At 39.9% G+C, this 14031-nt stretch carries 9 protein-coding genes and 1 pseudogene; all 10 read right to left on the bottom strand.

Annotated features, from left to right (window positions below; translation table 11 throughout):
* Position 1 precedes the first annotated feature (1 nt).
* The 10 genes and pseudogenes from J7E81_RS20420 to J7E81_RS20380 all read right to left on the bottom strand — a co-directional run bounded on the left by J7E81_RS20420 (position 2) and on the right by J7E81_RS20380 (position 13997).
* Complete coding sequence (locus tag J7E81_RS20420) at positions 2 to 1060, bottom strand: aldose epimerase family protein (protein WP_215045290.1); 1059 nt, start codon at positions 1058 to 1060, stop codon at positions 2 to 4.
* Positions 1061 to 1096: 36 nt separating this feature from the next.
* Complete coding sequence (galT, locus tag J7E81_RS20415) at positions 1097 to 2578, bottom strand: UDP-glucose--hexose-1-phosphate uridylyltransferase (protein ID WP_215045289.1); 1482 nt, start codon at positions 2576 to 2578, stop codon at positions 1097 to 1099.
* 64 nt (positions 2579 to 2642) lie between these two features.
* Positions 2643 to 3806 (bottom strand): galactokinase, encoded by a 1164-nt coding sequence (locus J7E81_RS20410; RefSeq protein WP_215045288.1) that lies wholly within the window; start codon positions 3804 to 3806, stop codon positions 2643 to 2645.
* A 209-nt stretch (positions 3807 to 4015) separates the two neighbouring features.
* Entirely contained in the window at positions 4016 to 5296 is a 1281-nt protein-coding gene (locus J7E81_RS30635) for an Ig-like domain-containing protein (RefSeq protein WP_308162247.1), read from the bottom strand.
* A gap of 30 nt (positions 5297 to 5326) precedes the next feature.
* Positions 5327 to 6487: pseudogene (gene ganB / locus J7E81_RS30630) on the bottom strand (arabinogalactan endo-beta-1,4-galactanase); the annotation flags it as partial.
* A gap of 779 nt (positions 6488 to 7266) precedes the next feature.
* Positions 7267 to 9342 (bottom strand): beta-galactosidase GanA, encoded by a 2076-nt coding sequence (locus J7E81_RS20400; protein ID WP_215045330.1) that lies wholly within the window; start codon positions 9340 to 9342, stop codon positions 7267 to 7269.
* A gap of 37 nt (positions 9343 to 9379) precedes the next feature.
* The gene (gene ganQ / locus J7E81_RS20395) at positions 9380 to 10231 is read right to left on the bottom strand and encodes a galactooligosaccharide ABC transporter permease GanQ (RefSeq protein ID WP_215045287.1); all 852 of its coding nucleotides are present in this window, start codon (positions 10229 to 10231) and stop codon (positions 9380 to 9382) included.
* 2 nt (positions 10232 to 10233) lie between these two features.
* Positions 10234 to 11490, bottom strand: a complete 1257-nt coding sequence (gene ganP / locus J7E81_RS20390; protein WP_215045286.1) for a galactooligosaccharide ABC transporter permease GanP — start codon at positions 11488 to 11490, stop codon at positions 10234 to 10236.
* A gap of 85 nt (positions 11491 to 11575) precedes the next feature.
* Positions 11576 to 12853 (bottom strand): arabinogalactan oligomer ABC transporter substrate-binding protein GanS, encoded by a 1278-nt coding sequence (gene ganS, locus J7E81_RS20385; protein WP_215045285.1) that lies wholly within the window; start codon positions 12851 to 12853, stop codon positions 11576 to 11578.
* Between the two features lie 151 nt (positions 12854 to 13004).
* Positions 13005 to 13997 carry a galactan degradation operon transcriptional regulator GanR gene (locus J7E81_RS20380; protein ID WP_215045284.1) on the bottom strand — a complete coding sequence of 331 codons (993 nt, stop codon included), beginning with the start codon at positions 13995 to 13997 and terminating at the stop codon, positions 13005 to 13007.
* Positions 13998 to 14031: the final 34 nt, after the last annotated feature.

Here is a 14031-nt window from a genome sequence, read left to right as displayed (position 1 = left end):
ATCAATCACCTAACATCGTGGTGAAGAAACGATACGTGGTCGCCGCACGGTATACATCCTCTGGATTTAAAGTGACGGATGGAAAGTTCGAATGATGGATCGCATCTGGCAGCCCTTGAGTCTCTAAGCAGACACCTAGATAGTTTCCAGCCTTTACACCTGAAATCTCAAACTCTCCATCTAACATATTGGACGTATACAGAACAACGCAAGGCTGGTCGGTCGTAATCTCAAGAACCCGTCCGCTCTCTTCCTCACTTAGGACAATCTGATTTTCCCCTTCTTTTGAGAAAAGAAGCGGGTGGTCGTACCCTTTTCCAACCAAGACATTTTGTGGAAAAGAAGACTCGATGCCATCCTTTAATTTTCTTCCGTTAGTAAAATCAAACGGTGTATTCACTGACAACGGCATCTCCCCTGTGGGCATAAGATCCGGAGCCAATTCTACGTATCGGTCACTAGCCAATTGGAGTACGTGTTCCGAACAATTCCGCTTATTATTTCCGCTTAAGTTAAAATAGGAATGATTCGTTAAGTTGACTAAGGTTTTTTTGTCTGTTCTTGCTTCATAACTTACTTTCAGTTCATTCTCATTTGTTAACAAGTAGGTTACTTTTGTTTCTAGATTTCCTGGGTAGCCTTCTTCTCCATCTGGACTAGTATAAAAGAATACCAAACCAACAGCGCCATCGGCTTCAATTTTTTCCGTTTTCCAAATGGCCGAGTCAAATCCTTTTACACCGCCATGCAGGTGATTCAGACCATCATTTTGCTCAAGCGTATATTCGTTTCCATCCAGTTCAAAGCTTGCACCTTTAATTCTTCCCGCCACACGTCCGCAAACAGCACCGAAAAACGGTGACCATTTTGGATAATCTTCAAAGGTATCAAAACCAAGGACTACATTTTCTACCTTTCCATTCCGGTCAGGAACGAGGATTTTCGTAATCACACAGCCATAATTTAAACAAGCTACGGTCATGCCAGAATCATTGCTTAATGTGTACTCGACCACATCCGCTCCATCATAATTGCCAAAAAGCTGCTCACTCAATTTCATTGCTATTCCACTTCCTTTTTTTCAAAATAGAGATTATTATAATGTATCGATAAAGCGGCGGAATCCTGCCTCTCCCTCTACATTCCGCTTAAACACACCAGCATCTTCTAATACTCGTAAAAACTTTTTGCCTGTTTCTTCTCTTACCAGTGTTTCCACATCGGTTTCGTCTACAGACGTTCCATAACGGTTCTTTAATTCAATTGCCCAATCACGATGATAGTCAGCCACCGTATCCGTTTTACCTAGCAGGAAGTTTTCTACCTTTTCCAGTTCTCCCTTAAGGCGCGCAGGGAGGACAGCCAATCCCATTACCTCAATCAGCCCAATGTTTTCCTTCTTGATATGATGAACATCTGCATGCGGATGGAAAATGCCTAGTGGATGTTCGTCACTCGTCCGGTTATTACGGAGAACCAAATCTAGCTCAAACAAATCACCATTTTTACGGGCGATTGGGGTTATTGTATTATGCGGTGTTTCATCCGTCCAGGCTAAAATATCAAGGGCTTCGTCACTGTAGCCTTTCCATTTTTCTAAAATATGGGCTCCTGCATCTACCAGTGAACCGGTATCTGCTGACCGCAAACGGATCACCGACATTGGCCATTTAACAATCGAGCCTTCCACATTCGGAAATCCGTCGATGGTAAATCTCCAATCAATACCTGCCTTGGCCATCGCAAATTGATAGTTTCCGCCTTGATAATGCTCATGAGATAAAATAGAGCCCCCCACAATCGGAATATCCGCATTGGAACCTAAGAAATAATGAGGGAATTGCTCAACAAACTCCAAAAGCCGTTTAAACGTGAGAGGACTGATCTTCATGTCCGTATGGTTTTCCGCTAACACAATGCAATGCTCGTTATAATAAACATAAGGAGAGTATTGTAAATACCAATTCTCATCAGTTAAATTCACTCGAATCATCCGATGGTTCGAACGAGCAGGGTGGCCGATTCTTCCAGCATACCCTTCATTTTCGATACAAAGCAAACATTTAGGATAGCTGGACTTTTTCGCCAGCTTCTCGGCCGCAATACTTTTTGGATCCTTCTCGGGCTTTGATAGATTAATGGTAATGTCTAACTCACCATATTCTGTCTTAGCCTTGTATTCAATATTTTGACGGATTCGCTTCATCTGGATGTAGTTACTATTTTTACTTAATTCATAAAAGTACTCCGTCGCCTGCTTGGGATTTTCTTGATACTTTTCATAAAACTGAGTGTTCAGACTCGATGGCCGGGCAATAAAGCAATTCATAATGTTACTTGAAAAAATATCCTTACGATCAAAGATATCTTCGATGATTCCTTGCTCCACTGCATAATCAACGATCTTTTCAAGTAAGTCAGGAATCTCCGGAATGCTTTCCTCCAGTTCAACTTCCTTATACTCCTCTAATTGCAGCAGTGCGAGTACTTGGTTTCTTGCATATATTTCATCTTCACGCTCAATTAATTGAGTAGCAAGCGCCTGTTCAACTAATTGCTGGACTAATTGAAAAATCATAATTGATCGCCACCTAAAATTGATAACTTTTGGTTGATGCTCCTGTTCGTTCAAGCATTTTCGATTATAATTCTTTTGCTCCATCACCAATGCTGGCTACATAAAAATCTGCTTCATATCCAATCTTGTCAGCATATGCCGCTCCTACATTTGCAATAAAGCTTTCTACCTGATCATTTTCCACAATAGCAATCGCACAGCCGCCAAAGCCAGCTCCTGTCATCCGTGCCCCAAGGACACCCGGTTGTTTCCATGTTGCTTCTACTAAACTGTCAAGTTCAATCCCTGTCACTTCATAATCGTCTCTCAGCGAGATATGTGATTGGTTAATCAATTGGCCGAAAGTCTCTAAGTTTCCAACCTTAAGTTCTTCGAGCGCACGCAAGGTTCTAATATTTTCATAGACTGCATGCTTTGCCCGTTTCCGAACAATTTCATTAGTAATTAAAAACTTGTTTTCATCAAATTCCGCTTCGGAAAGCTGTCCAAGCGCTTCGATTGGAAGCTTTTGCTGCAACTGTTTTAACGCTTCTTCACATTCGCCTCGGCGTTCATTGTATTTTGAGTCTGCTAACTCGCGGCGCTTGTTGGTATTCATAATGATAATTTTGTGATTTTCTAACTGAATTGGTGCGTATTCGTATTTCAAGGTCTGGCAATCAAGTAAAATTCCTGCATCTTTCTTGCCCATACCAATTGCGAACTGGTCCATAATTCCACTATTAACACCAATAAATTGATTTTCAACCTGCTTGCCAATTTTAATTAGTTCAAGACGAGGAATCTCTAAACCAAACAGTCCTGCGACAAGAACTCCTGTTAACAACTCAATTGACGCAGATGATGATAAACCAGCACCATTCGGGATATTTCCTTCTATCACGCACTCAAAGCCAGTTGGAATTTGATATCCCGCCTCTGAAATGTAGCGAAGCATTCCCTTAGGATAGTTAGCCCAATTGTGATCTTTATTGTATTCGAGTTGTTCTAGCGTAAATTCAATAACACCTTTGTCTGGGAAGTTTGCAGAATACAAACGAACAAGCTGATCATCCCGTTTTTTGGCAACCGCATAGGTCCCGTACGTAATCGCACATGGAAAAACATGTCCGCCATTATAGTCGGTATGCTCACCAATTAAATTAATCCGCCCTGGTGCAAAGAATGATTTTTCCGGTGCCGTATTAAAAATAGTTTGAAATATAGAATCAAGTGTTGAGATTGTCATTTTATCGTTCCTCCATCCATGTAATCCTTTTCATTTTTTTAAAACTAACTATGAGTCTTACCTTATATTTTACTTACCAAAGTAAAATAAATCAATATTTTTACTAAAAAATTACTAAAAATTAAAAAAACGGCGCATGAACCATTCACCTTCATGCGCCGTTTTTTATTTATTTATTTAAACAAGGTGTCTTTCACCGGAAGAATACCTTATTTTTTTGAATTATCATGTTTTACCATAATTAGATTGGATTGAGCGGCTGAATTTCCAGCATTATCCCAAACCTTATAGGTTACCGTATAAACTCTGTCACCGTTTCCACTTCTCTCTGCTCTCAGCAGAAAATCAGTATCAAAGGTTCCAAAGTCCGCCTCCTGAATATCATTGACTGTATTTCCATCGCCAATTCCATTATCTAATTGATTACTTTTAATCGATACTAATTCAATCCTGTTAATCCCTGATTGAACATCATCACCAACAACCGATGCCTTAATGGGAATCAGCGTATGGTTTCGGTCGAATAGAATACTAGGGTTAAAAGATACATTCAATGTCGGAGCGGTTTTATCAATTTTCACTGTAACAGATTGCGCCTTTTCGACATTACCCACTTGGTCTGTACTTCGGAATTGAATAACATTTACCCCTTCGGTTGTTACATAAAACGGTCCGCTATACGTTTGCCAATTACCATCATTAACTTTATATTCTGTTGCTGCCAGTCCCGATTGATCATCAGTACCAGTTAAACTTACATTCACATTCTGATTATACCAGCCATTAACAGCTTGCCCTGAAAGATTCGCATTGGTTACAGGAGCCTGCGTATCTTGATCATTTGACCGATATAAATAGAAATCATCTAAACTTCCCCATGCACCGCCATTAGCTTTTATACTTGCTCCAATTGTTATGGTTCCATCTGTAACAAGTATATTTTGGATTTCAGGGTTACTCCAATTTACCCAGCCGTTTACACCTGTAGCGGCTTTTATTTCTTTACCGCCCGTTTTGGCATAGAGATTCATTACTGGATTTACTGCGTCTCCGCCTTGTAGAAACATAGAAAGATTATAATACCCTGGCTTTAAGCCGGAAATCGTCTGTTCTACTTTAAAATCAACTCCAGCAGCTGAGTAAAAGTGCAACGAATAATCGCCTGTTTTGGCATCTGAAGCCTTTTGCTGATAATCAGTGTGTGTCGCTGTTCCATTTTGATAAATAATTTTCCACATCGTTCGATTACTATTTTCAAAACTTGGGTTCAATACAAAGTTTTCTGCTTTGATTTGAAGATGCGCCTTAACCGCCGCTCCACCTTCGGCGATCCCATTAATTAGATAATTTCCCGTTCCACTTTTGATAGCGGTGGTAAGTGCGTCTTGATCCCATGTAACGGAAACCGTCCCAGTGCTTCCATCATTATAAGTAACCACAACGGTTTTTGGTAAAGTGATTGTGTCGCCTTGTACAGCACGAACGGAAATATCCTTAATTTCGTCAATAGTTAACGGAGCAACCGCACCTGTATCAACATATTTAAAGACATTTAAAGAAGCAAGCGGATGTCCAGTAAAATCAAACATAGCCTGATTGTCAACAGCACTGCCGCCGTACCAAACACCAGCATCGGCTGGATCGTATTCCTTAGAATAACTAGCCGCCCAACCGGATCCATATTGTTCCCAAAGCTGTTTATTTTGTGTTAACTCCTGTGGAGTCCCGACCGGTATCCACGCAGGTTCCCAATAAAATACACCGATCCCAGCTTCACCAATATTGGCAACCGCTTGAATGACATCCCTGACAGAATCAGCTTGGCCTTGGACAGTAATTGGGTAATTTAACGTTTGACCAGCGTCCTTTGGTGCCGTATTTCCATGTCCATCTCCATCTGCTGCGGTATAGGTATAAGATGTTTCAGCGACCATCACCTTTTTTCCATACGTATCAGCAACATTCTTTAGAACTGATGTCAAATTACTTAATGTACCATGCCAAAATGGATAATATGAGCTGGCAAACACATCATAATCTACGTTATTATCAGCAAGAGTTTGAGCATAGGAAGCATATCTTCCTGCTGTTTCAGGGTTCGTAAAATGAACAGCCACTAAGATTTTCGGATCAACTGCTCTTACCGCTTTACTTCCTTCGTTAAATAAAGCACTAATTTTCGTCCAATCCTTTTCACCAGCAACTCCTCCATTTGTTTCATTGCCAACTTGAACCATACCAATATTTATTCCCGCAGCCTTCATGGTCTCCAGGCTTTTTTTAGTATAGTTATATAAAGCTGTCTTCTTATCGTCAAAATTTAAGTTAGCCCATTCTTTTGGTACCTGCTGTTTAGCTGGGTCTGCCCAGAAATCGGAATAATGGAAGTCTACTAACAGTTTCATTCCGTTAGCAGTTGCTCGCTTTCCAATTTCAACCGCCTTAGCTAAATCGTTATTTCCGCCGCCATAGCCATTTCCTTGTGAATCGTAAGGATTATTCCAGACACGGACCCGAATGTAATTGACTCCAGCATCGTGCAAAGTTTTAAAAATATCCTGCACTTCTCCGTCCGTATTATAAAATTTAACTCCGCTGTCTTCTAAGGAAATAACACTAGAGACGTCCACGCCTTTAATAAAATCCTTATTCATTCCATCTACTTTTTTTACAAAAATATCAGCATTAACAGGTTGGGGAACATTCCCACTATTGAGAGAGGTTAAATTAAAGCTATCTAAATATCCCCATGCCTTTGGTGCTCCGGAGACCACTGCGCCAATTTTTAAATTAGACGTGTCTTCGTTTAAATTGAATCTCAAGGTAATTTTTCCCCAATTATTGTAACCTGTTGTCGCAACAGAATTGATCGTATTTGTGCCAGCAAAAAGTTTAATACTCCCTGCTTCAGAAGCTGCTCCACCCATCGATTTTACCGATAACTCATAGCTTCCGGCTGGAAGATTTGGAATCGTTTGTTGTACAGTAAAGGATGGATTCCCCGTTGCAGTATCTTTGATCCAATATTTAAATGCATGATCCCCTTCATCTTTCGTCATCCAAGCGTCATTCGAATAAGCAAATTGGCTAATATCGAAATTCTCCCAATTGGTTGTGTCAATATTCCATGAACCATCACTCCAAAAATCGCTTTCAAATCCTCCATTCTTTACGTTTGGAGTCTGTGAATCTGCCGCAAAACTAATGTGACTATTGAACAGAAGTGTACTAAACACCATCACAACAGTTAATAGAATCGCAAGCGGTTTGACTGTTCTTCTCAAATTCTTCCACCCTCTCATTTGTTTTTATGAAAATAGCAGCATTATCGCTAAACCACCAAGGAAGCGGTTCCAATAAATTATAAAACTATCAAACTATAGAAAAGACATCCACTCACACGATTAGAATGGATGTTTTCTACAGTTAGGATAAATCTGAGCGGGAAGAACCCGGCTCATCATCTATTATGATTTCTAGCTTTTTCTAAAATACGAACCTCATATTTTTCCAATGTAAACTCACCTGTCAGCTCAGCACCGGTAACTAAATCTTTTAGATGATCCTTAATGACGATCGGCTGCTTTTCTTCGGTAAAGTTCATGATAAAGATATAATCCTGTTCAGGCGCTTGTCTAACTTGTACCGAAACACCATTTTCATGTTTTACAGAAACAACTGGCTGAAGTGCTAATTCATTGATTACTTCCTGGTAAAATTCACGATGGAAGGCATCTTCTAACCGTCCGCCAATATAGTAGGTTTTTCCTTTTTCATATTCATGGCTCGTTACCGCTGGAGTATTGGCATAAAAGTCTTGTTCGTATTGACCCTCTGTCTTTGCAGCAGCTAGCTCAATAACAGTAGCATAGTCCTTCAGTTCAAAGGATTGATTGTGATAGCTTACATAGTTTTTATCATTTGTATATAATGTATCGGTTTCAACCGGCTTCATCCCAAACATCTCTTGCAAGTCTTTGTGCCAGCCGCCCAAATACGTTAGATCATGTTCATTAACAAGTCCGCTGATATAGGTCATGACTAATCTGCCGCCATTTGCAACAAATGTCTTTAATCGGGCAATGGTTTCTTCACTTACTAAATAAAGCATCGGAACAATCAATAGTTTATAGGAAGAAAAATCTTGTTCTTTCGTAATCACATCAACAGGGATATCCGTTTCCCAGAAGGTCTTGTAATGTTGCTGTAATGTTTGTGGATAACGCTTGGTCTCCAATCCAAACCCTTGGGCATCATTTAAAGCCCAGTTGCTTTCCCAATCATACAAAATCGCTACATCTGCCGGGCGATTGGTTCCAACTACATCAGACAGCTTTTCTAACGTTTGACCAACCCGCGCTACTTCTTTAAACACACGGTTTTCCGAACTATTGTCATGGTCGACAACCGCACCATGGAACTTTTCCGACGATCCACGCGATTTCCGCCATTGGAAATACATCACGCTATCAGATCCATGAGCCACCATTTGCATTGACGCAAGCAGGTGCATACCTGGGCGTTTTGCTTTATTGACATTATGCCAATTGACAGCGCTTGGGGTAGATTCCATTAATAAAAATGGCTGTTGTTTTAAACTGCGGTATAGGTCATCGATAAAGCCAACCTTCATCGCTAAATCAGCGGTGCTCTCCCAGTCATTGTGCCATGCAGGGTAGGCATCCCAGCTAATTACATCGAGATGTTTCGCAAACTTGCTATAGTCCAAAGCCTGGAATGGAATAAGTTCATGCGTATCTGCCATAAAGTTTGTGGTAATCGGAATATCTGGTGTCAATTCTTTTATTGGAACAATCTCATTTTCAAAGAATAAAATTGTTTGATCAGTAACGAACCTGCGCCAATCAAGGTTTAGGCCATGAACCATATTTTCTCCGATTGGTGATGGCGATTCAATTTGTGACCAAGCTGTAAAGGTATGACTCCAAAACGGACCCCACCAAGCATCATTCAGTGCTTTAAGATCGTTATTGTATTGTTCTTTAAGCCAGTTTCTAAAAGCATGCTGGCATTTTTCACAATGGCATTCACCGCCGTACTCGTTGGAAATATGCCACATTAATAAAGCAGGGTGTTTTCCGTATCGTTCTGCAAGCAATCGATTGATCTTCTGAGTTTTTTCACGATAAACTTCTGAAGTAAAGCAATGATTATGTCTTCCGCCATGCAATTGCTTTACCCGCGCACCATTTACACGCAGAACTTCTGGATATTTTTGCGACATCCATGCAGGTCGTGCCCCGCTTGGAGTAGCTAAAATAACCCTTCCTCCAATACCATGAATATTGTTGAAAATCTCATCTAACCATTCAAAGTTGAAAACTCCCTCTTCCGGCTCCAGCGCTGCCCAAGCAAAGATGCCAACAGAGAACGTATTTGTATGTGCAAGCTGCATTAATTTGATATCGTCTGCTAAAATATCAGGCCGATCTAACCATTGATCCGGGTTATAGTCTCCCCCATGAAGCATGAAGTTCGCTTTCGTTGTATAGGTCTTTTCATGTTTTGTCATAATAATCTCCCTCTACCATTTATCAATTCATGTTGTTCCATTAACCTTTTGTTCCACCAGCCGTTAGGCCTGAAACAAAGTGCTTTTGCAATAACAGGAAGGCGACAGCAATTGGTATACTGATGAGAATAGCCCCTGCAGCAAAGGTTGTGTAACTTGCCCCCATTACTTCATTGACTAAATTGTATAGTCCAATTGGCAATGTGTAGGATTCAGGTGTTCTCAAGATGGTTGATGACATAACGAAATCCCCAAGTGGTCCCGTAAATCCATTCATCGCAACGACCGCTAGCATTGGTCTTGATAGTGGCATGATAATTTGCAAGAAGATTCTTGTATTGCTTGCACCATCGATTTTGGCACTTTCATCTAGATCCATCGGAATGGAATCCATATACCCTTTCATCAAATAGGTATTCATTGGAATCGTACCGCCAATATACAGGAGGATTAGCAGCCAGTGGCTGTTCATCATACCAAGAAGCTGTGCTAACACGAACAGAGCAATTAACGCCGAAAATTGCGGAATCATCTGTAGCAGTAAAAACAAGGTTAGAGCATTCTTTCTTCCTTTAAAGCGAAAACGCGAAAAGGCATAAGCCGTAAAAGAAACACTTATAACCGACCCAATCATTGTAAAAATACTAATTTTAAGAGAGTTCAAATACCAGCGTCCATATTGCAGACTTTCTTTTCCAGCGAACAACTCTTTGTAATGATCCAAGGTTGGATTTTTAGGGATAATTGAATTACTAACTAAACTGTTACCGGGATTAAAACTTGCTCCCACTGTCCAAAGTAAGGGGTAAATAATAATTACCGCCATTAGAATTAAGATGACATGTGAACTAAGGAGACGAAAGAATCGATTGCTCTTCATTCCTGTCAGCATTATTAAGCCCCCTCCTTAAATGAATTTGTTCTTCTGAACTGCCATAAAGCAATCGCAATGACAAATACAGATAATAAAATGGTTAAGGCTGCTGCAAGTGAGTATTGACTTGATTGCATGGTCAATTTGTAAATCCAAGATACTAATATATCGGTTCCGCCGGCATTTGAACCCGGAACAGCTGGTCCGCCGCCATTAAACAGATAAATAATGTTGAAGTTATTAAAGTTAAACGTATATTGAGTAATAATAATTGGTGCCATTGCAAGGAGAATCATTGGCATAGTGATATGTCTAAATTTCGCAAAGATGGAAGCTCCATCAATTGTGGCTGCTTCATAAAGATCATCAGGAATCGACTGAAGAACGCCTGTCGTCACGATAAAAATATACGGGAATCCAAGCCAGCCCTGCATCAGAATAAGCGCTAATTTAGACCAGGCCGCATTAGTCATCCAAGGAATAGGATCGATTCCAAACGCTGCTAAAATCGTGTTATTGATTGCCCCGAAGCTGTCGTTAAACAGACCAGCAAAAATCAAAATTGTAACAAACCCTGGTACTGCCCATGGTAAAACTAAGATCGTACGATAAAATCTTTTAAATTTAAGGTCCTTTTGATTCACTAGGACTGCCAAGAAAATACCAAGAGCTACTTGAACAGTTGAAGCAACGAGTGTCCAGATGACGGTCCAGCTTAAAACATCAAAAAATGTGGAACGCCAAATATCTACGGTAAATATTTGCTTAAACGTGTTTAAACCAACCCAATCCGCTAAGTGCGCAGGCGGTGAATGATATAAATCATAATTCGTAAAAGCTAGAGCAAAACTGAATAAAATCGGAAAGACAACTGCGAAGATTAAAATAAACAGTGATGGTCCACTAATGACATATGGATAACCCTGTGAAATTAAATTATGGTAATCTTCTCTAAGAGAAGTTGGTTCCATATTTTCGTCACGCATTTTGCCATTTTTATAGGCATCTCGGAAATTTGCGTAATAAACGGCAAGTCCGAATGCTGTCACAATAAGGGCAATAATCCCTTCAGCTAACAGGAAAATGGAGTTATCACGCGGCACTTCCGTCCCCAGTGTCAATAAACCCCAAAAACCCATATTTAATAGGTCTTTAAACACCGCAATGAACGATACCCCTAAGATCAGGAACAATAACCCTTTAACCCATTGCTTATTGTACAGTTGGCCAAGGCCGGGAATGACAGAAAGCACTAAGGCTGTTTTACGATGCTGCATAGTTTTTCACCTCTTATTGATGCGGTATTTAGAAAACAAATGGTGTCAAACATCATTAGGCGTTTGACACCATCCTTATACCTAATTATTTGCTGTGTTTTGCTTTAATTTGTCCTTTAATCGTTTCAGCTGCTTGATTTAAAGCTGCCTTCGGCTGTGCCTTTCCAGTTGCAATGGTTTGTAATGCTGCATCAGCAGGAGTCCAAACTTCGTTCATCTCAGGAATATTTGGTGTTAATTCTGAGAATTGAGATTGCTCAGCTACTGCTTTTGCTGCATCACTCCCCGTTACTACTGGGTCATTAGCTAAATCTTTAACAGCAGGAACTTCTTTTGTAATTTCGAAACGTTTCTTCGAATTATCCTTGTTAGCTAAGAATTCAACCAGCTGTTGGGCCAGGTCAGCATTTTTCGAATAAGCACTAACGTTATAGCTTTTCACACCAACAAATGCGCTCATATTTTTACCATTATCTAGCTCAGGAAGTTTCGCTACACCATAATTCACGCCCGCTTTAGTGAATGGTTCGATATTCCAAGGACCAGAAATGATTGCCGCGGCTTTTCCAGATGTAAATAATGATTCTAATACATTAATACCTTGCGCTCCGATAATACCGGCAGGGAATAGTTTTTCCTTATAGAACTTTTGAATAATTTCTGCACCCTGTACAGCACCTGCGTTATTAATGCCAATGTTAGCCGGGTCATAATTTCCTTTATCATCTTTATTAAAAATATAGCCGCCATAACCACTCATCACACTTTGAGCATAATAAATTTGGTCAAATAGGGCTAAGAATCCATAATTGCCGCCTTTCGTTACTTTCTTATCATACTCGTACCATTCATTAAGTGTTTTTGGCAGATCTTTTTCTGAAATTAGGTCTTTATTATAGTAAAGCATCGTTGTTTCGACAGCTTTTGGAAGGCCGTAAACCTTACCTTCCACTTTTTGTGATTGCATTGCGACATCAGTATAGATCGATTGAACATCGTCACCTACGTTTAATTCTTTAATCAATCCTTCTGTTACAGCTGTGCCAATTTGATCACCAGGCATGGTTAATACATCAGGGCCAGTCCCGGCCGGACCATCTAAACGCAGCCCTTCAATTTGTTTCGCATACGGCTTTTCAACGACTTTAATTTTTACGTTATGATCTTTTTCAAATTGAGCAACAGCATCTTTGATACCATCTGCCTTCTGTTGATCCTCCCACACTAAGAGCTGCTTGCTTTTATTGTCACTCTTAGAAGTATCGGAGCTTGACTTACTGCTATCCTGTGGTCCACAAGCAACTAAAGAGAAACTCAATGCAAGTCCGCTAACAATTCCAGCGTATTTCTTAAAATTTTTCATATCTATTCGTCCTTTCAAGTCATTTAAGTGAAAGCGTTTTACAATAATTAATATATCACCCCCAAGGAAATGTGTAAACAACTTTTTTACTAAATTCAGTGAAATATTTTACGAAAATAATATAAAAAGAAGGCAGTAGTTTTACTGCCCTCTAATTGGTACTCTTTCTAACTATTAACTCCGATCCTAAATATAAAGTTTTTACGATTTTACGTTTTTCCAGGACTTGCTCCAGAAGCAATTCGATAGCGTTTTTACATATTTCCTTCAAATCAATATGAAAGGTCGTCAATGGCGGTGATACATATTTTGCTACACTAATATTGTTAATACTTATAATGCTTACACGATTGGGAATGGCGATTCCATTTTCATTTAATGCTTGCAGACAGCCAACAGCAATCGGGTCTGCTGCAATGAAGAAGGCGGTTGGTAATCCATCCCCGAGTTTTTTTATGGCGTCCGTCATCATCCGATAGCCCGTTTCTACAGAAAATCCTCTTTGACAAAATATAAATTGCTCCTTTAATAACCCCTTCTCCGCCATATACGAACGAAACGTCTGTTCACGAATATCCATTTCATCTTGATCTGTATTGGGGTTATGATAGGTACCGCCAATTAGACCAATATCGGAATGGCCCTTTTCGATTAAAAAGTCCACCGTTCTTCTTGTCATTTGCACTAAATCAGGCCGAACGGAATCATAATGATTCGGGTCTGGTGTTGTATCGAGGAAAACACCCTTTGTCGTAATCTTCCTCAAGTATGCTAACTCTTTGTCGGAAAACATCCCTACGGCGATAAAGCCTTCAATTGTATCAGGGATTTTCTCAATTCCGTCGCTTATTTTATAAGTGGTTAGCTCGATGTTATATTTACTTGCCCACTTTTCAATCTCAATCCTCATCGTCTTAAAATAGACATCTTCTAATTCTTCAATATCTGTTAACCAATACAAAAAGGCAATATTCTTTACTAGGAGCCTTACAGTTTTTTTACGATAATTTAGTTTTTCTGCAATTTCATATATTTTTTCCCTTGTTTCATCCGGAACAGAAAGGCTTTGATCATTATTTAAGACACGTGATACCGTCGAGATTGAAAAACCGGACTCTTCGGCAATATCTTTTATTGTCGCCATTCTATTCACCTCCACTTCTGTTATCGTTTACATA

Origin of the sequence: Bacillus sp. ISL-18 (genome assembly GCF_018613415.1) — a bacterium.
In the GTDB taxonomy this organism is placed as follows: Bacteria; Bacillota; Bacilli; order Bacillales; family Cytobacillaceae; genus Neobacillus.
This window is presented reverse-complemented; position numbering and strand designations above follow the sequence as displayed.

Coding starts and splice junctions, on each gene's coding strand:
- J7E81_RS20380 (WP_215045284.1), bottom strand. CDS start 13,997: ATGGCGACAATAAAAGATATTGCCGAAGAGTCCGGTTTTTCAATCTCG.
- galT (WP_215045289.1), bottom strand. CDS start 2,578: ATGATTTTTCAATTAGTCCAGCAATTAGTTGAACAGGCGCTTGCTACT.
- ganS (WP_215045285.1), bottom strand. CDS start 12,853: ATGAAAAATTTTAAGAAATACGCTGGAATTGTTAGCGGACTTGCATTG.
- ganQ (WP_215045287.1), bottom strand. CDS start 10,231: ATGCTGACAGGAATGAAGAGCAATCGATTCTTTCGTCTCCTTAGTTCA.
- J7E81_RS20410 (WP_215045288.1), bottom strand. CDS start 3,806: ATGACAATCTCAACACTTGATTCTATATTTCAAACTATTTTTAATACG.
- J7E81_RS20420 (WP_215045290.1), bottom strand. CDS start 1,060: ATGAAATTGAGTGAGCAGCTTTTTGGCAATTATGATGGAGCGGATGTG.
- ganP (WP_215045286.1), bottom strand. CDS start 11,490: ATGCAGCATCGTAAAACAGCCTTAGTGCTTTCTGTCATTCCCGGCCTT.